The organism is Dysgonomonas mossii DSM 22836 (assembly GCF_000213575.1).
GTDB lineage: Bacteria > Bacteroidota > Bacteroidia > Bacteroidales > Dysgonomonadaceae > Dysgonomonas > Dysgonomonas mossii.
The window spans coordinates 197271-220433 of the sequence record NZ_GL892004.1 but is presented as its reverse complement, the minus strand read 5'-3'; the positions used below and the strand labels follow the sequence as shown (position 1 = coordinate 220433).

The window sequence follows — 23163 nt, the reverse complement described above, 5'->3', positions numbered from 1 at the left end:
AAAAACGAAAAGCAAACTCAATTTACTTTAATTCTCTTATTACTTTACATGGATTGCCTGCTGCAAGGCAATTTGCAGGAATCGATTTTGTGACCACACTCCCTGCTCCGATAGTAGTATTGTCGCCGATAGTTACACCGGCAAGTATAATAGATCCCCCGCATATCCATACATTGGAACCGATAGTTACCGGTGCCGAATCTATTTTCCAGAACGAAGGTGCTGCATTCTCATCGGTATTGTAAGATAAGCGTTCATTCGGATTTACGGGATGTGAAACAGCGTATATCTGTACATTGGGGCCTATACCTGTATTATTCCCGATTGTTATTTTGTTGCAATCAAGAAACACACAATTCATATTGATTTCGCAATTGTCTCCAATATGGATATTTTCACCATAATCGACATAAAAAGGTGCAGTAATCCAAACGTTTTCTCCTTTCGATCCAAGGATCTGACCGAGCAATTTATCTAGCGTTTCTTTATCGTCGCTTGCTGTTTGATTGTATTGCTGTGTTAGTTTTTTTGCTAAATGCCAGCGTGTAATCAATTCGGTATCTCCCGGATCATAATATTCGCCTGCCAGCATTTTTTCTTTCTCTGTTTTCATTTTGATATTTTATAGACCTATTAAAGTGATGATTAATAACCCTACGCATACAGCCGTGATCGTAGCCACCAGCCCTGGAATCATAAACGAGTGATTGAGTACCCATCGTCCGATGCGGGTTGTTCCTGTACGGTCAAAGTTGATAGCAGCCACTACTGTTGGGTAGTTGGGTAAGAAAAAGTAACCGTTTACTGTAGGGAACAATGCGATAAGCATCCAGGGCGATATTCCCAAAGCAATACCTAATGGCATCAAAGCCCGTACGGTTGCAGCTTGGCTGTATAATAGAATCGACATAACAAATAAGGCGACACCAAATATCCAGGGCATGGAGGTAACAACCCCTTCTATAGAAGTACGAAGTTGCTCCATGTTGCCGTTGATAAAAGTATCTCCCATCCATGCAATACCAAAGATGGCAACTACCGCTTGCATTCCTGCAACGAATACAGACCCCTGAGCCGCTTTTATCCCATCGGTACGTGTTAAGAGCAGGATGAGTGCAGCAGCCGAAAGCATCAGTATTTCTATAATGATGGGCATGTTGAGTGTTTTACCTCCTATCTGCTTTAAACCATCTATAGATCCGAAAAGAATAATGAGAACGGTAGCCAATATAAAAATAAGGACAGATAAGCCTGCTTTACTTTTCAGACTATAGCTTTTTTTGTCAGAGGGTTTATCTTGGCTGAACATTCCTGTGCTGAGGCGTTTAAGATATTCGGGGTCTTCATGCAATTCTTTCCCCATACGCATACTCACTAATGCGCCAAGAAGTACACCTATCAGGGTTGAGGGTATGCTTATCATTAGAATGTTGAGTAAGGATATATTGTATCCGGCAAGCATGCTCAATAGGGCAACCGTTGCCGCAGAGATTGGGCTGGCGGTTATGGCTTGTTGTGAAGCAATTACGGCAATTGAAAGAGGTCGCTCAGGCCGTATTTTCGTTTCTCGTGCTACTTCGGCTATCACCGGCAGTACGGAGTAGGCGACATGCCCTGTTCCGGCTACGAACGTGAATAGATATGTGACGATTGGGCTGAACAGTGTGATCCGTTGGGGGTGTTTACGCAGGAATTTTTCGGCAAGGGATACCATAAGATCGAGTCCGCCTGCTGCTTGCATACAGCCTGCTGCTGCTATCACAGCGACTATCATCAGCATCACGTCGATAGGAGGGGAGGTTGGTTCGAGACCAAACCCGAAGACCAGAATAGCTAATCCGAGACCACCCATCACTCCAAGTCCGATGCCTTGCAAACGCGCGCCTACAATAATTGCGGCAAGTATAAAAAGAAACTGAATCAGCATATATTGTGATCAAAATGTTTAAAATATAACGACAAAAATAGATGATTGTTTTTGTCTGTCATAATTTTAAGCGCATGGATGTATATGAAGGCTCTAAAAAAAACTAACGTTTTAAAGATGAAGATTTTCTTTTACAAAACCATATATACTTTGCTTATCTCCGATAATCCACAAAATATCTCCTGTAGAGAAGTTTGTATTTGCCGGAGGGTTGATCTTAACAGTTCCTTTACTTTCAAATCCCACGACAAAGCATTTCTTTTCTTTGCCCATTTCCGATTCGTATAGGCTTTTGTTGTTCAGAACAGAATTTTCTTCCACGATGAGGGATATGCATTTGATGTTAGAATGCGGATCATTGTCTTGCTGCTTAGAGAATTCGTGTATTGTCCGCAAGGTGCTCTTGAACATTGTTATGCAATTCTTCATAGTCATCAGGCGGTCGATATTCATAATGTTTCCGGCCACTAAGAGCAGATCGCCGGACTCTAGCACAAAGTCTCCATTGGGAAAATATAGATCTTCTTCGCCTCTACGTACTGTGATGATGATCAGATCATACCGTTGCCTGAAGTCCGTATCCTTAAGCATTTTATGCTCATATTCAGAACCGGGTTCCAGTTTGAATTTCCCTACATACAGGTTGCTTTCTATCCAGTTTGTATTGTCGAGATCGTAAACGACTACTCCACCGTTCTGCTTTAGGGAATTTCTTCGTCTTTCTTCCAATATCCTCTGGTTAAAGTTTACTACAAACCTGTATTCTATTTTCCAATATAGCTTGAGCAGGTGCTTCGACTGTATCACAAGGAAGATAAGCACGCCAGCAATCAGTACCGATACCCAAACAGGGATAGCTAGAAACAGCCATAAGAGAACATAAATAAAAGCAAAGGCAATGATAAACCGAAGGAGTATTAAAGAAGATAGTATAATCCGGTTTCTTACACTTCGTTGCCAAAGTTTCAATATCAGGTAAGGCTGTTGTCCTCCTCTATAGACAAGCCCTTTGAGAATTGGAGAGATAGCCAGAAAAGTGATTACAAGGCAAATAATATTTCCCCAAGGTTCTGCTATATGTTCGTTGATAAATGGAGCGATGAAGCTCGATGTAACGATAATAGCACCAATGCATAATGATATGAAAACAATGACATTCGATATGTAATTAGTTAAAAACACACTCCAGTCGCTTTGATTTTTAGGATTTTCAAGCCTTTCGTCTTTTTCAAGTATTTTCTGCCTCCATGAGTCGGGTATGGTTTTCATCATCCAATTATAGAAAGGGATGCTTGCAGCCATAAGGTATGGAGTAGTAAATGTAGTAAGTATAGAAACGGCAATAATGATAGGATAAATAAAATTGTCGGCCAACTGATAGGCTATCGCCGAACTTGCCACAATAAAAGCAAACTCGCCAACCTGAGCCATACTGAACCCTGACTGAATGGATACTAACATCGATTCGCCCGATAAGCGTGCGCCTATAGCAGTGAATATTATTTTTCCTAATAAAACAGCCAATGTAATTATGATTACACTTACAAAGTTCTCTTGTATTACGGTAGGATTCATCATCATACCCACCGAAACAAAAAAGACAGCTCCGAAAAAATCTTTTATCGGTTTGGTGAGGGTTTCTATTTTCTCAAGCTTTATTGTTTCTGCTAAAATAGAACCCATGATAAATGCCCCCAATGCAGAAGAAAGTTCAACCTCTGTAGCAAAGACTACCATACCCAAACATAAGCCTAGGGAAATGATAAGCAGTGTTTCATCATTGAGCCATTTTTTTGCTTTTTTGAGAAAGGTAGGTATAAGGAAGATACCACATACAACCCATACGACCATAAAGAAGATCAGTTTCCCTAAACTGAGCAACATTTCGGTGCCTTCAAAGTGTCGGCTTACGGCAATCGTTCCCATAAATACCATGACGAGGATGGCAAAAAGGTCGTCGAAGATAAGTATACCGAAAACTACTTCTGTAAAACGTTTACCTTTGTATCTCGGATCTTCAAATCCTTTTACGATAATAGTAGTGGACGACAAACACAGCATACAGCCCAGTATAAGGCTGTTCCACGTACCCCATCCGAGCCATAATCCTATAAAGTAACCGGATACACCGAGCCCTATGGCAATCATGATGAGGGTTATAAATCCTGTCTTTCCGTTGCTGATGAGTTTCTTGAAGCTAAATTCAAGCCCCATACCAAATAAGAGAAATATAACGCCAATCTCTGCCCAGATACTTATATTTTCTGAATCGGTAACTGTAGGGAAAAAACTGGAGTGCGGCCCTGTCAAGAATCCTGCAACTATATATCCTAATACTAAAGGTTGTTTTAACCACTTGAATATGATGGTTATTATTCCCGCAATTATCAATATAAAAGCTAAATCGCTAATTATAGATGGTAAATGAGTCATTATTTTTATTTTATATGTGAACTAGAACTTTCTTTTTAGACAAAACTGTTTCATGTGGATAGTTTATTTATCTACAAATGAATGCTCTATATAATCTATTATTTGTGAATATAATTTAAACCTTCGGTAATCCTAGCAATTAGGAAATGGTTAAAAATACAGTATTTCACGCTTTTATGGGTATAAATTTAATATAAATTGTCGGAACTTTGAGATTCTTTTTTTGTTGAATGTGATTTTTAATACTGTAAACAGCTGGATTATTGTATTATTTTATGATTGATTAATTTGATGTTTTGTATTTATAATCAGCTGTTTAAATTGATGTTTAGTGGTGTGTGCGGATATATTCTATTATTCTTTCATTAATTATTTAGAGAATACCTATAAATATACTACTTTTGCACCTTAATTAAAAAATGAGGTAAACGACGTTTTACCATCAGTATATGTGCCAATGCGTACGCTACAAGAGCTTGTAAACACGGAAGACCCGGGTTGGCCGATTGTAAAAAAATGGATTGATCAGGCCAAAAACAAGGTGGAAATTCTGCCTTGCGAGCGTCAACGAGCCGAAAAAAGTCTGATACACACACAAGTTACCACACGCTCTCTGATGGGAGCAATTATCTACGAAACAGGCGGGCTGTTAATCGACAATGGATGGATTCGTATTCTTGGATCAGGTAGTGATCGTATGAAAAGAACTCTTCCCGACTGGAATAAGGGCAAATCTTTTTCTGAATTTGGAGAACCTGCACCATACCTACTGGTTGCAGACGATGCTATCGGCGGGTTTTATGCAATTAACGGAGGTTTTCTTGGAGAAGACACCGGAAACCTATACTACTTTGCCCCCGATATGCTTCAATGGATTCCTTTGGAAATGGAATATAGCCGATTCCTTTTATTCTGCTTCGAGACAGATCTGGATGAGTTTTATCCCGGTCTCAGATGGGATGGCTGGCAACAGGATGTAATGGATTTGCGCCCTGACTATGCATATAGTTTTTTCCCTTTTTTGTGGACTGAAGAAGCAACAGATATCAATACTATAGAGAGAAATGCTATTCCGATTGAAGAAGTATATAGCTTCAATATGGAATCGATGAATATAAAAGGTTAATAATCAAAAAGAAGGAGGCTCAAATGGAAAAGACAGAAAATGAGGTTGATAAATTTATCCAACCGATTCGTAAAACAGATCTTATTTATCAGATAGAAGATAATCCTCCATTTAAAGAGGCTGTCTTTGCCGGTCTACAGCACCTTTTGGCTATATTTATAGCAATCATAACTCCTCCGTTGATTATTTCCCAAGCTTTAAATTTTACTGTCGAAACAACAGGATTCCTTGTTTCTATGGCTTTATTGGCATCAGGTATATCTACATTTGTGCAATGCCGTAAGTTTGGCCCTGTAGGTTGTGGACTACTTTGTATACAAGGAACAAGTTTCTCCTTTATTGGTGCGCTTACCGCTAGTTTTGCCGCCAAAGGTGATATGGGCGAAGCTGCGATACTTGCTGCTATATTTGGTGTATGTATTGCTGCATCACCTGTGGAAATGATAGTTAGCCGCTTACTTAAATATACAAAAAAGATTATCACTCCGCTTGTTTCTGGCATCGTGGTTACAATGATAGGACTTTCTCTTATAAAAGTAGCTATTATTTCTTGTGGCGGAGGTTTCAATGCAATGAGTGTTGAGGGTGCAAGATCATTTGGCAGTATGCAGAATTTAGGTCTGGCAGCTCTTGTTCTTGTTTCTATACTTGTGCTGAACAGTATCAGAAATAAATATATCCGCATGAGCTCTATTATCATCGGTATTATAATAGGCTATGTGACTGCTTATTTTATGGGCTGGGTAGATTTCTCTAAGATGGGAGCGATAGGGGCAATAACAATTCCTCAGCCGTTTAAGTACGGTTTGGGCTTCGACCTGTCGGCATTTATAGCCGTTGCTCTTATCTACTTTATAACTTCGATAGAAGCTTATGGAGATATTACAGCCAACTCGATGATTGGTGGAGAACCTATTGAAGGTCCTAAATTTATGAAACGTGTACAAGGAGGCGTATTGGCCGATGGTATAAATTCTGCTTTGGCAGGGGTGCTCAACTCTTTCCCGAATTCAATATTTGCTCAAAACAATGGTTTGATACAGTTGACAGGTGTTGCCAGTCGCCGTGTAGGTTATTATATTGCCGCATTTCTGGTTATTCTGAGTGCCTTTCCTTTTGTTGGAGGTATATTCTCTATTATGCCTGAGCCTGTATTGGGTGGAGCTACACTCTTGATGTTCGGAACAGTAGCTGCATCAGGTGTGCGTATTATTGCTTCTCAGAATATCGACAGAAAAGCAATACTTGTACTTGCTGTAAGCTTTGCATGTGGGCTGGGAGTTGAACTAGTACCTAATATTCTTTCGCAGATGCCTGCTGCTATAAGCGGTATTTTCTCATCCGGTATTACTACAGGAGGTGTCGTTGCTATAATAGCGAATGTTGTTATCCGTATTAAGGAATAAAAAAATATTACAATGAAATTACTTAAAGATCGTATTCTAAGAGACGGAAAAAGTTTTGAAGGAGGAATCCTTAAAGTAGATAGTTTTATCAATCATCAGATGGATCCTATCCTGATGAAATCGATAGGCGTTGAGTTTGTTCGTCGTTTTGGGAATATGCCTATCAACAAAGTTGTTACAATTGAGGCTAGCGGTATTGCTCCGGCTATTATGCTGGGATACTTACTCGAGTTGCCTGTTGTTTTTGTAAAGAAGGCTGTACCTAAAACAATGTTGAATATGTTGTCTACCACCGTATATTCTTTTACAAAAGACAAGGAATATACTGTATCGGTCAGTGGTGATTTTCTTACAAAGGACGATAAGGTGGTATTTATTGATGACTTTCTTGCAAACGGGAATGCTGCGGTAGGCATATATGATCTTATTAAGCAATCAGGCGCTGAACTATACGGTATGGGCTTTATCATCGAGAAAAGCTTTCAGGATGGTGGACGACGCTTGCGCGAGCTGGGGATTCATGTAGAGTCGTTAGCTAAAATAAAAGAATTAGGAGCGAATAAAATTATTTTTGAAGAATAGAAGTAAGTGATTTAAACATTTTGGTAGTGTCCTCTTTATGAAGAAGTATGTATCTTTGTAAAGAGGATCTGATTTTTAAGACGAATGGATAAGACAATTTTCTATACACCCGATATATTGAGTAATCCCGAGTTACCTCTCGAGGAAGCGCAACATTGTATAAAGGTATTGCGTAAAAAGGAGGGGGATGAGATTTTTTTAACAGATGGGAAAGGGAGTTTTTATGATGCTGAAATCATACAGGCCAACCCTAAACATTGTCACGTAAATATCCTGAAAACAATAGTACAACCAAAAAACTGGAAATGTAATATTCATATTGCTTTTGCCCCTACAAAAAATATAGATCGCATCGAATGGTTTGCCGAGAAGGCAACAGAAATTGGTGTAGATCGATTTTCTCCGCTTCTATGTCACCATTCGGAGCGCAGGGAAATAAAGCTTCAGCGAATTGAGAAGATTCTCGTTTCGGCAATGAAGCAATCGCAGAAAGCAATTCTTCCTCAATTGGATGAAATGCAATCTTTTTCGAAGTTTGTTAAACAAGATTTTGAAGCTCAAAAATTTATAGCTCATTGCTACCCCTCTGAAAAGAAATCCTTGAAGGATGCTTATAAATTAGGGGAGAATGTTCTGATCTTGATTGGCCCTGAGGGCGACTTTTCGGAGCAGGAAGTAGAAGAGGCAATGAAAAATGGCTTTCAACCTGTCACCTTAGGGGAAAGCCGCTTGCGTACCGAGACTGCCGCATTAGCCGCATGTCATTCTATACATGTGCTAAACTGGTAGCACTTTATTCGGGCTTGAAAGAGAGCTTATCCCATGTATAGCGTTTAGGATTTTCTATAAGGAAAGGCTCTATCATCTTGTAATCTTCGACGGTAAGATAATTCTCTATATCGTAACTTATTTCTAACGATGTGCTGTCGGGCGAAAGATCTATTGTTATCGGATTCATATCCAGTGCTGCATAAGCGTTGCGAAATTCTTGGCTATTCTTGTCTGTATTTGCTATAATGAAAGTATCCTTGTTTATCTTCGGAAACAGATCATTTTGAGGTATCGGAAACCACTGTGTAGTATAAAACTGTATTTGACTGTCACACGCTTTTCCACAAACAGTCTTCACAACGCAAATTATCTTCGACTCGTTTATCAAAGGCAAGAGTTTTATCTGAACTGTTCCTGCCTCGGAAGTTTGCAGAGATATGTAATCAGAAGAAATACTAATTCTTTCTACTTCTCCAAAAGAACCCCTTGGAGCTGTAATGCCTGTAGTATCATTCGGATTGGAAAGCAGTTTCTCTTTTCCGGCTGCATCGAGTCCTGTAATCATGTTTTCGGGCATAGCAAGAAAAATTGTTTTCAGATCCTGAGCCGAAACTCCGGAAACAATGCTCAATATGATAATAATTGCAAGTATAAACTTTCTCATTTTGTATCGAATTATTTTGTCCCCAAATATAGGAAAAACATTGCTATGATTATTAAAACAAGGTCTATCGCTTTTCCTTTTAAGTTTTTTTCATGGAATAAGAGTACTCCTCCGGCAAAAGAAACAAGCACGCTGCTGCGCCTTACCATAGATACGATTGAGATCATTGCATCCGGGTCTGTAAGGGCATAGAAGTACACAAAGTCTGCTATCGTAAGGAAAACAGAAACCAGAATGATACTCCATTTCCATCTGAAGGGAGTATTATTCTTCCTTTTAGGATACCATAGTACAACCATCACGATCAGCATCAGTAGACATTGGTACGAGTTGAACCAGAACTGAACTGCGGTAGAACTAAATTTCTGCATCAGAAATTTGTCATATAGCCCGCTTGCTGCACCGGCTATAGCAGCCAAAATCAGAAAGAATATCCACTTGTTTTTGTGAAAGCTGATTCCCTCCTTTTTGCCCGAAAGAGATAACAGGAAAAATGAAATAATAGTGATAATCACTCCTATCCATTGATATAGATTTAGTCTCTCACCGAATATCAACAATGCTCCCACCAGAGTCATAACGGGGCGTGTAGCGTTTATCGGCCCTGTAATTGTCAGAGGAAGATGTTTTATGGCGAAATAGCCGAATATCCATGATGTAAGTACAATAACAGACTTTACAAAGATGTATCCATGAGTTTCTATCGAAACGGACGGTACATATCCGATTGTTCCATACAGCGAATCGGGTGATATCTTTGATATAACCACCAGCGGAAGCAGTAGTAAGGAACAAAAAAGTGTGTTAAGAAACAATACGGGGATTACTGCATTTCTATCTACTGATTTTTTTTTACAAATATCATAGCATCCAAGAAAGAACGCTGAAACAAAGGCGAGAGCTAGCCACATTTATTTAAATCTTATTATCTATGAAATTCGTTCTCTTTCTTTTTTCATGACGAAGTTTAACCATGTATAACCAATAATACCTGAAGCCAACGATGCCAGCAGTATCATCAATTTTGATTCGTTGATATAATGTATATCATCGAAGGCAAGGAGGGTAATGAAAATGGACATTGTGAATCCGATTCCTCCAAGCATGCCGGCACCCAATAACCCCTTCCAATTGATTCCTCTTGGCAAGGCACAAATACCTGTTTTCACAAAGATAAAACTAAAGAGAGTGATTCCGATTGGTTTTCCTACAATGAGCCCTAGCAGGATACCCTGTGCGAAAGGTTCACCTATCGACTGATCCCAGTTTCCTTCTATAATCATTGCTGTATTGGCCAAAGCAAACAAAGGTAATACTCCGAAAGCTATAGGATAGTGCAAAAAGTGCTGCCAACGATTCGACATACATTTCTTCTCTCCTTTCTTGAAAGGAATAGTTATAGCTAATAATACCCCTGCAATAGTGGCGTGTACACCCGAGTTGAGCATAAAATACCACATGAAGATCCCCCCCACAATGTAAGGGATCATATTATACACATAGAATTTTTTATTCAATAATAATAAAAGAGCAAATATTCCTAAAGCCATCAGCAAGCTGACCCACGATAGAGAGGATGTATAAAATATGGCAATTACGATAATTGCGCCCAGATCATCAATAACAGCCAGAGCTGTGAGGAATACCTTTAAGGAAGTAGGCACACGATTGCCCAACAAGGATAAAATACCCAATGCAAAAGCAATATCAGTAGCCATAGGAATACCAAAACCCGATAGGGTAGGTGTGCCATGGTTGAGAAACATATAAATACCTGCCGGTACTAACATGCCGCCTAATGCGCCGGATATGGGCAGCATCGCACGTTTTATATTAGACAGCTCTCCTTCGTATATTTCCTGTATAAGTTCAAGTCCTACCAATAGGAAGAATACCGCCATCAAACCATCGTTTATCCATTCGGCAACGCTATGGCTTCCTACTCCAAATTCCCAGATGCTTCTGTATTGTTCTCCGATCCATGATGAATTTGCCAAAAGTATGGAGACGATTGTGCAAACGATAAGCACAAGCCCTCCTGACTTTTCACTTTCCATGAACCCTCTTAATGTCCTGCCGCTAAGAATATTTATTCTCATTGTATAAAAATATCATTATTATATTCTATTTCTTCTAAAAAAAGAGCATGCCCCGGAACGGATATTCCGGCTTCACCTCTGTTTTTAGCTTCTATAATCCTTCGCATTTCTCCCGAATCTATCTTTCCTTTTCCTGCTTCCAGCAATGTGCCCACTATGGAGCGTACCATATTGCGCAGGAAGCGATTTGCCTTGATGGTGAAGATGTAATCATTGCCTTTTTTCTCCCATTGTGCAGCGAGAATAGTACAATTATTGGTCTTTACATCGGTATGCAACTTGCTAAAACTCGTAAAATCCTCATATTCGAATAAGATATCAGCACATGCGTTCATTTTATCTATATCAAGATTTCCATGTACTTTATATTTCAAATGATACAGGAAAGGATCTTTTTCTGTAGTGATATAATACCTGTATAGTCTGCTTGTTGCATCAAAACGTGCGTGAGCATCGGGTTTTACCTCTACAATATTATATATCGAAATATCTTTGGGGAGTATGCTATTTAGTTTTTTTGCGAGAAGGGGCAAATCAAGATTTGCAGCCTCATAGTCAAAATGTGCTGCCATCATTCGCGCATGTACACCCGCATCGGTACGCCCTGCACCCACTATTGCTATGGGAGTACGCAGTAGCGTTGTGAGAGCTTTTTCTATGGCTTCTTGTACCGATACGCCATTCGGCTGTATCTGCCAACCACAGTAATTCTCTCCATTGTATGCAAGGTATATAAAGTAGCGTCTCATATTTTTAGCAGTCGGCTAATTGCTTATTTAAAAATTATCTTACCGTGATATGAAAGCAAGATTGTTTTCTCTCATGTTTTATATAGCACCTGTCGCGTTCATGCAGATCATGCAAAACCTGCCCCAATATGGCTTTTAGCCTGCCGTCGTCCAAAACCCGACTGTCTGTTGGGTTCACTTTGTCAAATCGTGTCCACGCTATATCTATTGTTGTTCCATAGCGATGCGCAGAATTATCACTTGCATTTCTATTTCTTCTGCTTAGGCCTTTTACATCATCATTGGTACGTGTTATGCTCGTAATGATCGGCTTATAAAGCGGCATTTTTTTACTAATGAGTGAGTCTCTGAAGTTGATACAGATTTCGGATAGTAAATTTGCTGCTTTAGGAACTAGAAAAGGCATTGAGTGTGTAAGCTTATCAACACGGTAGATATCCAGTTCGATTGGGATACGTACAAGCTTGTCTTGATATAATGCCGTATCTGCTCTTGTCTCCAAAGGCCCAACGCCGTTTGCTTCGGCAGCCTCTATGTGTAAGTCGGGTAAATCGTTGAATGTGAGATTGTAATTCCCGTTGAAACGAGTATATTTCTTTGGCTCGGTTGGAACCTCTTCTTTATTTTTTCCTTTTGTGCTGCAACTTATTAAGAATAGAATACCAACGGAAAGCATCCAGATATATCTCATAAAATAATTATCGTTTAGAGTTGTATATATAAATTGATTGTCTAATAAAGCTTACAAAGGTATAAAATAACAGGATTTTGTCGGTAATTAATTCTTATTTTTGCATTATGATAACAATTAGGATATAATGGAAAAAATTGTCAGCCTGCAAAATACAAGGATAAAAAATATTGTAAAGCTTTCGAAAGCAAAAGAACGAAGAGAGCAAAATTTATTTATAATAGAAGGAGCTAGGGAATTAAATCTTGCTCTGATGGCGGGCTATGAGGTTGACTCGGTGTTTGTATGTCCCGAACTGTTTGTGAAAACAGATTATCCCCATGTTCTTGAATCTATATCTGACAATAAAAAATTTGAAGTTTCGGAAGCCGTTTTCGAAAAAATAGCCTATCGTGAAGGCTCAGACGGACTTTTAACTTTGGCTAAACCCAAAGGTCATACGTTGACAGATCTTAAACTTTCAGATACCCCGTTCCTTATTATACTCGAATCTGTAGAAAAACCCGGCAATTTAGGTGCCGTTCTACGTACGGCCGATGCAGCGCAAGCTGATGCTGTAATTGTTTGCGATCCAGCTACTGATATCTATAATCCGAATGCAATACGCTCTAGCGTAGGATGTGTTTTTACTGTGCAGACAGCCGTTTGTACATCTCAGGAAGCATTGAGCTATTTGAGAAGCAGAAATATAAAAGCGTATGCTGCTGAACTAAACGCTTCACAATGGTATCAGGATACTGATTTTACTAAACCCTCCGCTATCGTCATGGGTACAGAAGCCGATGGTCTGACTCTCTTTTGGCTCGATAATGCTGACTATCGTGTAAAGATTCCGATGAGGGGCAAGATCGATTCGCTCAATGTGTCTGTTTCTACTGCTATCCTAACGTTCGAGGCGATGAGACAGAGAGGTTTTTGACCCTTAGAACCTCCGGTAATAACTTGTCTATTTTGATTATATTTAGCATTTGCTATTGATATATACGCAGTCGACAGTATGAAAAAGTCTGAGTAGATTTATACTTATCCTGTATGTATAAAATTCCTAAAAGTTATAAAACCAAAGGAAAATCTTATGTATTCAATATTTTTATGCTAAATTTGCACACTTGTAATATTTGTGTGCAAATTTAGTTTATGGCCATAAACAAAACCCGAAATATCCTGATAGATGTAGCTCGTCAGCTATTTGCAAGGTTGGGGGTGGAAAATACCACCATGAATGATATTGCAGTAGCTTCGCACAAAGGGCGGAGAACACTATATACATATTTCAATAATAAGAATGAAGTGTATCAGGCGGTTCTGGAGACGGAGCTCGATCAGATGTTCCATGCTTTGCAGACTGTAGCAAATAAGAATCTTCCTGCAGACGAGAAACTTCTTTTGTTTTTTTATACGCGATTTGATACAGTGAAAAATGTTGTGGCAAGGAATGGTACATTGAAAGCTGATTTCTTCCGTGATATCTGGCGTGTGCAAAATGTAAGGAAATCGTTTGATAGAAAAGAGATTCAGGTATTAAAAGATATTTTGAACAAAGGAGTAGAAGAGGGCACTTTCGAAATGCCCGACACTCAAGCTACAGCCGAAATACTTCACCATGCGCTCAAAGGATTGGAAGTACCTTACATCAGAGGGCAGATTAGAGCAGAGAGCCTGCAAACCGAATCGCAAAGAGAAAATATTGCTTACCTTATCTTTGAAGGAATCAAGAAGAAGAAAAAGTAGATTGTAAACTATATAAATTTAATTTATACTTTAAATTATGAAATTACTAGAAGGTAAAACCGCTATTATTACAGGTGCAGCTCGTGGTATAGGTAAAGCCATCGCACTTAAATTTGCAGAGCAGGGAGCAAATATTGCATTTACTGACTTAGCTATAGATGACAATGCAAAAGCGACTGAAGCAGAGATTGCTAAATTTGGAGTGAAAGCAAAAGGATATGCATCTAATGCTGCAAATTTTGAAGACACTCATAAAGTGGTAGAAGAAATTGCAAAAGACTTCGGACAGATAGATATTCTTGTAAATAATGCAGGGATTACCCGTGACGGACTGTTGATGCGTATGACTGAACAGCAATGGGACATGGTAATCAATATAAACCTAAAGTCTGCATTCAACTTTATCCATGCACTTACTCCGATCTTTATGAAGCAAAAGAGCGGAAATGTCATAAATATGAGTTCCGTAGTTGGTCTTAACGGTAATGCCGGACAAGCTAACTATTCTGCATCTAAAGCAGGGATGATTGGTTTGGCTAAATCTGTAGCAAAAGAACTGGGTTCGAGAAATGTTCGTGCAAACTGTATTTGTCCGGGATTCATCATTACAGAAATGACCGGAGTATTGTCTGAAGATGTAAAGAAAAAATGGGCAGAACAAATTCCGTTACGTCGTGGAGGAACACCTGAGGATGTAGCTAATGTTGCTGTATTCCTTGCATCGGATTTGTCTGCTTATGTTACAGGAGAAGTTATTCCTGTTACAGGAGGTATGTAAAAACATATTGTATCAAAATAGAAATGGCTTCAAAATTATTGAAGCCATTTTTTTATTATACCGATTTGGAATAACGTTTCTCGTTATTTACCATCAGTTTATCCAACGAAGCAGCAACATTGCGGACAAAGGGTGCAGCCTCCGGCAATACAGTAATGTAATCTTCCGAAAATTCGATAATTCCATCTTTTTGAAAATCACAGAGCTGCTCTTTGTTATAATTTAGAGCATTTCTTACTTCCTTTTCAGAGATATTCATCCGACGTGCTATATCCGACCAACTTACTGTATAGTTACACATTAGTGAAGCAATTACTTCACGGGTAATTTGCTCTTCCTTATTCAGTATATACCCTTTAGTTATGGGATACTTACTCTCATTTACGGATGACATGTATGTGTTCAGGTCTTTTGCATTTTGGCTGTAAGCTGTAGATAGCTGGCTGATCCCGGTATTTCCGAATGCATAAACCTGACCTGTAGTGCGGCGGGTACAGTACCCTTGAAAGTTGCGATGCAGTGATTTTGTCTGTAAAGCCTCGTATAGCTCGTCGTTTGCTAATACAAAGTGGTCGAGCCCTATCGTTTTATATCCTGCATCTATCAGCAATTTCTTAGCTGTTTCGTATATTTCGTTTTTTGTAGAGACTGATGGCAAGCCTACTTTTTCGAGATTTTTTTGCAACTCATTTACCCAAGGAACATGGGCGTAAGAAAAAGTGACGATCCTGTCCGGCTTGAGGGATATTGCTTTTCGGATAGTTTCTGCAAAGGATTCAGGAGTTTGTAGAGGCAGTCCGTATATAAAATCCATATTTACAGATATACCTTTACTCCTGAGTATGTGTATTATATCCTCTATCGCCATTCGTGATGGCTTACGGGCGGAAGCCTTCAAAACCTCTTCGTTAAAATCTTGAATGCCAATGCTTATTCGATTGAATCCTGCATTAATCAGATCATTCCAATAGTCTTCATCCAGATATCCGGGATGACACTCTATTGCAATTTCCGGATTTTCGATGCATTCAAATTCGGATAAGATTATCCGGTTGATTTCTTTTAGTACGGAGACAGGTTGTGACGTGGGTGTTCCTCCGCCATAGTGTATTTGTGATATTTTACGACTATGGTCGAGTAGGGGAAGCACCATCCGTATCTCCTTTTTCAAGGTTTCTATATACTCTTTTACCACATTCTTGTCTTTGAGCAGCTGTGAATTGCAGCCGCAATAATAGCACATGTGATAGCAAAAAGGGATATGTATATAGATGGATATATGCTGAGGATTTTGTTTATTCGATTCGATAATAGCTTCCTTATATGAATCGGCAGTAAATGATTCATTAAAAAAGTTAGCCGGAGGATAACTCGTATATCTTGGAACCGGGAGACTATATTTGTTCAGTAATTCTTGTTTCATTTTGTTCTTTCGGTGCTTTAAGTTTGAAGGCAAATAATATAAATGCCAGAGATATTGCAGCGATACACATTTCCACAACAAAGAGTCCCTTGTATGTTATCATTGCTGCTATTTTGCCGGAGCTTACTCCCATAATAATCCCACTCAGGTGTGTAATCACAGTTTGTATTGTGAAGTCTGTTCCTTCAAATCCGGGGCGCACACAGTCCATAGCTGTGGTGTATACAACAATAACGGCCATGCCGTAACTTGCCCAAAGTAACGAGATACCCAAATGCAGAGTTGCTATATTTACCGGAAGAGCAGATACTAACAGGCAGAAATAAATAGTAGTCATCAATGTGAAAACAGCAAACAATATCCGTGCGAAATGTCTGCCTATTTTTCGAACGATAAAGCCACCGCCAAAAGAGGCTAGGCAGCCGATGGATGTACCCACAATCCCCGACATGACACCTATTTCCTTCATATTGTAGCCATAATCTACCAGCATAGGCTTTAGCATGGCTAACACACCAATAAGTCCTGCATAATATACAAATAGGAAGAAGACCTGTTTCCAGATACCTTTTTGTTTGAAAAAGCCAAAAAGATCGTCCGGGGTTGGCTTCTTCTCTTGTTTTGCTTTTATGATTACTTGGTTATGCCCTCTCTTGAAAAATATTAGAGGGATCAGAGCTATAATCACAAATACAGCAAGGAATGGTAATAGATTTCCCCACCCGAATTTATGATAGAGTAACAATAATATGCCGCTGCCAATCATAGCACCTGCAAAGTTTCCCATCGACTGCATGCTGTTTGCAAGGCTCTTGTCCTTTTTGCTAAAAGACAGAACAGCAAGCGAGTCGGTTGCAATATCTTGTGTGGCTGAAGCGATAAAAGATAATACTACAAGTCCAATAATAAGATAAGGTGTGGTTTGAAAGTCGAGAAATGAGACCGCAAATATGATGGATGCATATATTAATTCTGAGGAGAAAATCCATCTTTTAAAATCACCTATTCTAAATGTGGAACGGTCTACCGCAGGAGACCATAGGAATTTTAGTATCCAAGGGAGTTTTAGCAATTGGAGCATACCTATACTTTCGAGCGAGAAGTTTTGTTGCCGCATAATTACAGGTATCACCGTAGAGAAGAAACTCATCGGTATCGATTGTGCAATGTACAGGCAAAAGAATGTAAATAGCTTTTCTCCTTTTTGAATGTTTATTCCCATATTAGAATTTAAGGTTCAGATTTAATCCACATGTGAAAGGCTTCCCTTTTTGTACAAAATTATTACCTGATGTTGCGAAGTAATATGCGATATAATCTTTAGCTCCTATATTTTTAGCCCACAAATCTAGTGAAAATTGTTTTTTAACGAAAGAAACTTTCCCATTATACACTCCATAAAATGGTTGTTCTACATCGTTGGCATCATTCCAATATAATTTGCCTACTCCTGTATATTGAGCGTTAAGCACAACATTGTCGAGCCATCTCAGGTTTGTGTCTATGGTGTAATTTGCAGATATCGCCAATGTATGTTTAGGCACCATGAGCAAGTAATTATTATTATAATTTACTGTCTCACTTTCTTTATACTCTTTGTATTTAGCATGCGTATAGCCATAGGCTATCTGGAAGTTCAGATTTCTCGAAGGGTTTATCTGAGTTGTCAATTCAAAGCCTTTGCTTTCCGATTTACCTGCATTGCGAGTCAAAAAGCCTTGTCCTGTGGGTTTAACCTGCGAAATTTGTTGGTTGCTCCATCTAATATAAAAGAGGCTGAAGTCGAGATAAAGCAAGTTGTTCAGAAAGCTTGATTTTGTTCCTAATTCGTAAGACCAGCTATATTCAGGATCAAACGTACGGTCTTTATCTTCATCGGCCGTATTGTTGAAACCTCCTGTTTTATATCCTTTACTTACAGATAAATATGTCAATCCATCCTGACTGTACGCATATTGGATAGATGCTTTTGGTGTAATTTGAGAAAAATCGTCCTTAGCCTTTACTTCGGGATCGACAACAGGTTCTACATTCGGATTTGCAGTGATGCGTATCAATGAAGATTTTGTTTTCTCCCAGTCGTAGCGAATCCCAAGAGTAGCTGATAATCCCGGGATGAAAATATCATTCAAAGTAGACTGATGATATAGGGCGATTCCTTCGGTCGGATTGTTTACATTTTGGATTGCATGTTTTCCTGATGTGCGGTAGTCAGTATCGTTTGTTTGGAAATAATTCTGGTTGAATCCAAATACTCCAAACTGCCATTTATACTTGCTGTCTTCTTTTATTGATTTGATATTGAATTCCTGAGAGTACATTTGCTGACGATGATAGAAATTTACGTAGTAAAGGTCTTTGGGCGAAAAGTCCTGATCGATACCTTGTTTCCCATCATAAAACTGAAAAGAAGATTGCGAACTCAGTTTGAAATTATCTGTAACATATTCTATATTCAGTCCATTGTTAGACATATTGCGACGGTAGAAGCTTCGTTCATTATAATTTATATCTTCTATTTTGCCTGTTTTCTTATCATAGATACGGTAAGGGTAACCATCCTGATCGGAATATTCATAAGCAAAAATAAGGTTCATCGTCAGCCGTGGCATAATGCGCCAGCTTAGTCGGGCACGAGTAGAAACACCATCGATCGGGTCGGCTCGTTTTCCTGTGGTTTTATTCATAAAGTAGCCTCCCAAATGGGAATAATTACCGGATAGTGAATAGCCTACTTTATTATCTACATTTCCATAATGCGAAATTCCGGTCTGATAGGCATTGTAATTGCCGGCGGAGAGATTCAAATAAGTTCCTTTTGTCTTTAATGGGGATTTTGTGAAAACATTAATAATGCCCCCCATCGTATTTCTGCCATAGATAGTTCCTTGTGGCCCTCGCAGAACTTCAATGCGGTCTACATCACTGATGTTTATATCAAACGTTGAGCGGTCGAAATAAGGGACTCCATCTACATATAGCCCTACAGAAGGCGTGTTTTTTGCGGCACCTATTCCTCGTATAAAAACCGGGCAATACATTTTAGAACCATAGTCTACCATGAATAGGTTAGGCACAAAAGCCGTCACCTCTTTTATGTTAGTTATATTATTTTCTTTAATAATACTTTCAGATAGAACGGATGCTGAGACAGGTTGTATCGATAAATCACTGTTTTGCTTAAATGATTCTATTACAACCTCTTTTGCTGTATATTTCATTTTGATAGTATCATTGTCAATGACAATATCATCAGCATAAGTATTATTGATAATGGCACAGAATAAGAGGGTCAACAAAAGAAAAGACTTTGATCTCATTATTTCTTAATGTGTTGATATTTATAGTTTTTAGTTGAGCTGCAAATGTATGAAAACTTAAAACAACAGTCAATCACTAGATGTAGTGATATTTTTTATTATCAGAATAATCCTAGAATACGAATAGTGAGCTTAAACCGATGAGTAGATGAGTGAAATTAACTAAAAGAAAACCTTGATATTATTATTGTATTTCGCTTTCTTGAGTGGAGTTTTCGATCTCCATTCCCTTAATTTTCAAAAACTTTACTTACCTTTGTTTGATTTTAAGACGTTAAGAAAAAAATTTATGATTAATCCGATTACAAAGAGTATCGATTTAGGTGATGGAAGGACTATCACCATTGAAACCGGAAAATTGGCAAAACAGGCTGATGGGTCTGTAATGGTACGGATGGGTAATACGATGTTATTAGCCACTGTATGTGCCGCAAAAGATGCAAATCCGGGTGTTGATTTTATGCCTTTACAGGTAGAGTATAAAGAAAAATTTGCAGCATATGGCCGCTTCCCGGGAGGTTTTCAACGCCGAGAAGGACGTGCTTCAGATTACGAAATATTGGTTTGCCGCTTGGTAGACCGTGCCCTTCGTCCATTGTTTCCGGACGATTATCATGCGGAAGTATTTGTTAATGTGACTCTATTCTCTTCAGACGGTGAAGATATGCCTGATGCATTGGCCGGATTGGCAGCTTCAGCAGCTTTAGCTGTTTCAGATATACCGTTCAATGGTCCTATCTCCGAAGTGAGAGTAGCTCGTGTTGACGGACAATTCATTTTAAATCCAACATTTTCTCAATTAGCTAAAGCTGATATGGACATCATGGTAGGTGCTACTATTGATAACATCATGATGGTAGAAGGAGAAATGAAAGAAGTTTCGGAAGTAGAAATGCTGGAAGCTATCAAGTTTGCTCACGAAGCAATAAAAGTACAATGTCAGGCTCAGATCGAATTGATGGAGCTTGTTGGTACTACAAAAAAACGTGAATATAGCCACGAAACAAATGATGAAGATCTACGTAAAGACGTTTGGGAAAAATGCTATGATAAAGCTTATGCTGTAGCAGCATCAGGAAATACAAACAAACATGAGCGTGTAGATAACTTCAAGGCTATAGAAGAAGAATATAAAGCCAACCTTACTGAGGAAGAGCTTGCAGAAAAAGGTGCATTGATTTCTCGTTACTACCATGATGTAGAAAAAGAAGCGATGCGTCGTTCTATCTTAGACGAAGGAAAACGTCTTGATGGTCGTACAACAACAGAGATACGTCCTATCTGGAGCGAAGTAGATTATCTTCCGGGAGCTCACGGATCGGCTGTTTTCACACGTGGTGAAACACAATCATTGACAACTGTAACATTAGGTACAAAGCTTGATGAGAAGATCATTGATGATGTATTGAACAATGGTAAGGAGAGATTCCTTCTACATTATAATTTCCCTCCATTCTCAACAGGAGACGCAAGACCACAACGAGGAGTAGGTCGTCGTGAAATCGGTCATGGAAATCTGGCACACCGTGCATTGAAACCAATGATCCCTTCCGATTATCCTTACGTTATACGTGTGGTATCAGATATATTGGAGTCGAACGGCTCTTCATCTATGGCTACAGTTTGTGCCGGTACATTGGCATTAATGGATGCAGGGGTGAAAATCAAAAAGCCGGTGACAGGTATAGCAATGGGGCTTATCTCTGAAAAGAAAGGTACTAACTTTGCTGTGCTTTCAGACATTTTGGGTGACGAAGATCATCTAGGAGACATGGACTTCAAGGTTTGTGGAACAAAAGATGGTATTACGGCTACTCAGATGGATATAAAAGTAGACGGACTTTCTTATGAGATTTTAGAAAAGGCATTAAATCAGGCTCGTGAAGGACGTCTACATATTATGGGTAAAATCCTTGAGACATTACCTGAACCACGTGCCGACTTTAAAGAAAATGCTCCACGTATCGAAGTGCTAATTATCAGCAAAGAATTTATCGGAGCTGTAATAGGACCCGGAGGTAAAATCATTCAAGGTATTCAGGAAGAAACAGGAGCAACTGTTACTATCGAAGAGATTGATGGTTATGGACGCGTTGAAGTTTCAGCTACTAACAAAACTGCTATCGACGCTGCAATGGCTAAGATTAGAGGAATAGTTACTGTACCCGAAGTAGGAGAGGTGTATACTGCAAAAGTACGTTCGGTAATGCCTTACGGTGCGTTCTGTGAATTCCTTCCAGGAAAAGACGGATTGCTTCATATCTCTGAAATTTCGTGGGATCGCGTAGAAGATATGGAAAAAGTAGGATTGAAAGAAGGTGATAAGATTGAGGTGAAACTCATCGATATCGACCCTAAGACAGGTAAGTTTAAACTATCTCGTAAGGTTCTTCTTCCTCGTCCTCCAAGACCGGAAAGACCTGTACAGAAGGCAAACGGAGATGCTCCGGCAGAGGCTTAAGCGCATAAGAAATCTTATATATAATAAAAACCCCGATTGGTTACCAATCGGGGTTTTTATTTATCGATATTTTATCTTTTAATAGAAATGCAGATTCTTTTGATGATTTCTCTCCCAAGTAATATTTACTATTACGAAGTCTTTATTTCTATATCGGCAGTATCTTCATCCTCATCCTCATCCTCATCTTCCTCATCCGTTTCTTTCGGTGCAGGTTTTACCATAAAGCGGCTCAATTCAAAGAGCATATAAAGCGGCACAAATACAACCGAAAGGGTAAATGGATCTCCTGATGGAGTGATTATGGCTGATAATACCAATAGTCCAACAATGGCATGTCTTCTAAATTTCTTAAAGAAAGATCTATTTAAAAAGCCCAATTGAGATAGGAGCCACGATACCAAAGGTAGTTCGAATACAATTCCCATGATGAATATTAACGTAAGGAAATTATCCATATACGAATCGAGTGAAATCGTATTCTCGATCATCTCACTTAATTGGTATGTCGATAAGAATCGGAATGTCATAGGAAATACAAGAAAATATCCTACAGCACATCCGATAAAGAACATAGCTGTTCCGAACATAAATACCCATCTGATACTCTTCTTCTCATTAGAATAGAGAGCAGGGCTTACAAAGCGCCACACTTCAAATGCAAGGTATGGGAATGTCAATATTAGAGCAAACCAGAATGAAGTGGTCATGTGCCTGAAAAACTGCGAAGTAAGATTATAATTTATAATCTTAATATGAAATGTATCATCGCAGAAGTCGGGCATGAATGGCACGGATGATGTCACATAACATAGATATTTATACAATACAAAGTCGGCACGGGTAGGACCCATTATCCAGCTGTCGTATATATATGGCATGATTGCAAAACCAAGTATCGCAAAAACAAATAAGGCAATGATAGACCTGACAAGGGTCCACCGTAGTTCTTCTAAATGATCCCAAAAGGACATTCCTCCACTGTTCTCTTCCATAGAAGTA

The 23163-nt window shown here is 39.0% G+C and carries 20 protein-coding genes; 8 read left to right on the top strand and 12 right to left on the bottom strand.

Annotated features, from left to right (window positions below; translation table 11 throughout):
- Nucleotides 1-22 precede the first annotated feature (22 nt).
- The 3 genes from HMPREF9456_RS00885 to HMPREF9456_RS00875 form a co-directional block, all read right to left on the bottom strand.
- Nucleotides 23-613, bottom strand: a complete 591-nt coding sequence (locus tag HMPREF9456_RS00885) for a sugar O-acetyltransferase (RefSeq protein ID WP_006841553.1) — start codon at nt 611-613, stop codon at nt 23-25.
- Between the two features lie 9 nt (nt 614-622).
- A complete protein-coding gene (locus tag HMPREF9456_RS00880) occupies nt 623-1927 on the bottom strand; it encodes an anaerobic C4-dicarboxylate transporter family protein (protein WP_006841552.1) in 1305 nt (434 codons plus the stop codon).
- Nucleotides 1928-2038: 111 nt separating this feature from the next.
- Nucleotides 2039-4360, bottom strand: coding sequence for a monovalent cation:proton antiporter family protein (locus tag HMPREF9456_RS00875; protein ID WP_006841551.1), 2322 nt, complete (start codon nt 4358-4360; stop codon nt 2039-2041).
- A gap of 457 nt (nt 4361-4817) precedes the next feature.
- Between HMPREF9456_RS00875 and HMPREF9456_RS00870 the strand changes: the two genes are divergently transcribed.
- The 4 genes from HMPREF9456_RS00870 to HMPREF9456_RS00855 all read left to right on the top strand — a co-directional run bounded on the left by HMPREF9456_RS00870 (nt 4818) and on the right by HMPREF9456_RS00855 (nt 8263).
- Entirely contained in the window at nt 4818-5486 is a 669-nt protein-coding gene (locus HMPREF9456_RS00870) for a DUF2625 domain-containing protein (RefSeq protein WP_006841550.1), read from the top strand.
- Between the two features lie 23 nt (nt 5487-5509).
- Entirely contained in the window at nt 5510-6892 is a 1383-nt protein-coding gene (locus HMPREF9456_RS00865) for a nucleobase:cation symporter-2 family protein (protein WP_006841549.1), read from the top strand.
- Between the two features lie 12 nt (nt 6893-6904).
- Nucleotides 6905-7474, top strand: coding sequence for a xanthine phosphoribosyltransferase (gene xpt, locus HMPREF9456_RS00860; protein ID WP_006841548.1), 570 nt, complete (start codon nt 6905-6907; stop codon nt 7472-7474).
- An 84-nt stretch (nt 7475-7558) separates the two neighbouring features.
- Complete coding sequence (locus HMPREF9456_RS00855) at nt 7559-8263, top strand: 16S rRNA (uracil(1498)-N(3))-methyltransferase (RefSeq protein ID WP_006841547.1); 705 nt, start codon at nt 7559-7561, stop codon at nt 8261-8263.
- A gap of 4 nt (nt 8264-8267) precedes the next feature.
- On the opposite strand, the gene HMPREF9456_RS00850 is transcribed toward HMPREF9456_RS00855, so the two are convergent.
- Genes HMPREF9456_RS00850 through HMPREF9456_RS00830 form a run of 5 tightly spaced genes read right to left on the bottom strand, consistent with a single transcriptional unit; the run spans nt 8268 to nt 12448 of the window.
- Complete coding sequence (locus tag HMPREF9456_RS00850; RefSeq protein WP_006841546.1) at nt 8268-8909, bottom strand: DUF3256 family protein; 642 nt, start codon at nt 8907-8909, stop codon at nt 8268-8270.
- Between the two features lie 11 nt (nt 8910-8920).
- Nucleotides 8921-9820 (bottom strand): DMT family transporter, encoded by a 900-nt coding sequence (locus HMPREF9456_RS00845; protein ID WP_006841545.1) that lies wholly within the window; start codon nt 9818-9820, stop codon nt 8921-8923.
- 18 nt (nt 9821-9838) lie between these two features.
- Nucleotides 9839-11008, bottom strand: coding sequence for a Na+/H+ antiporter NhaA (gene nhaA, locus HMPREF9456_RS00840; protein WP_006841544.1), 1170 nt, complete (start codon nt 11006-11008; stop codon nt 9839-9841).
- Nucleotides 11005-11757, bottom strand: a complete 753-nt coding sequence (truA, locus tag HMPREF9456_RS00835) for a tRNA pseudouridine(38-40) synthase TruA (protein ID WP_006841543.1) — start codon at nt 11755-11757, stop codon at nt 11005-11007. The genes nhaA and truA overlap by 4 nt, the downstream gene beginning before the upstream one ends.
- Before the next feature lie 34 nt (nt 11758-11791).
- Entirely contained in the window at nt 11792-12448 is a 657-nt protein-coding gene (locus tag HMPREF9456_RS00830; protein WP_006841542.1) for a DUF5715 family protein, read from the bottom strand.
- A 127-nt stretch (nt 12449-12575) separates the two neighbouring features.
- Here HMPREF9456_RS00830 and HMPREF9456_RS00825 point away from each other — a divergent pair, with 127 nt between their 5' ends.
- The 3 genes from HMPREF9456_RS00825 (at nt 12576) to fabG (ending at nt 14957) form a co-directional block, all read left to right on the top strand.
- Complete coding sequence (locus tag HMPREF9456_RS00825) at nt 12576-13367, top strand: TrmH family RNA methyltransferase (RefSeq protein ID WP_006841541.1); 792 nt, start codon at nt 12576-12578, stop codon at nt 13365-13367.
- A gap of 218 nt (nt 13368-13585) precedes the next feature.
- Nucleotides 13586-14179: a TetR/AcrR family transcriptional regulator gene (locus tag HMPREF9456_RS00820; protein ID WP_006841540.1), complete on the top strand. Its 594-nt coding sequence runs from the start codon at nt 13586-13588 to the stop codon at nt 14177-14179.
- A 37-nt stretch (nt 14180-14216) separates the two neighbouring features.
- Complete coding sequence (gene fabG / locus HMPREF9456_RS00815; protein WP_006841539.1) at nt 14217-14957, top strand: 3-oxoacyl-[acyl-carrier-protein] reductase; 741 nt, start codon at nt 14217-14219, stop codon at nt 14955-14957.
- Nucleotides 14958-15012: 55 nt separating this feature from the next.
- Here the strand turns inward: fabG and hemN are convergent, their stop codons facing one another.
- Genes hemN through HMPREF9456_RS00800 form a run of 3 tightly spaced genes read right to left on the bottom strand, consistent with a single transcriptional unit; the run spans nt 15013 to nt 19700 of the window.
- Complete coding sequence (hemN, locus tag HMPREF9456_RS00810) at nt 15013-16380, bottom strand: oxygen-independent coproporphyrinogen III oxidase (RefSeq protein WP_006841538.1); 1368 nt, start codon at nt 16378-16380, stop codon at nt 15013-15015.
- Complete coding sequence (locus tag HMPREF9456_RS00805; protein WP_006841537.1) at nt 16352-17602, bottom strand: MFS transporter; 1251 nt, start codon at nt 17600-17602, stop codon at nt 16352-16354. The genes hemN and HMPREF9456_RS00805 overlap by 29 nt, the downstream gene beginning before the upstream one ends.
- 1 nt (nt 17603) lies before the next feature.
- Complete coding sequence (locus HMPREF9456_RS00800; protein WP_006841536.1) at nt 17604-19700, bottom strand: TonB-dependent receptor; 2097 nt, start codon at nt 19698-19700, stop codon at nt 17604-17606.
- A gap of 289 nt (nt 19701-19989) precedes the next feature.
- Between HMPREF9456_RS00800 and pnp the strand changes: the two genes are divergently transcribed.
- The gene (gene pnp, locus HMPREF9456_RS00795) at nt 19990-22161 is read left to right on the top strand and encodes a polyribonucleotide nucleotidyltransferase (protein ID WP_006841535.1); all 2172 of its coding nucleotides are present in this window, start codon (nt 19990-19992) and stop codon (nt 22159-22161) included.
- A gap of 131 nt (nt 22162-22292) precedes the next feature.
- Here the strand turns inward: pnp and tatC are convergent, their stop codons facing one another.
- The gene (gene tatC / locus HMPREF9456_RS00790; protein WP_006841534.1) at nt 22293-23156 is read right to left on the bottom strand and encodes a twin-arginine translocase subunit TatC; all 864 of its coding nucleotides are present in this window, start codon (nt 23154-23156) and stop codon (nt 22293-22295) included.
- Nucleotides 23157-23163 lie beyond the last annotated feature (7 nt).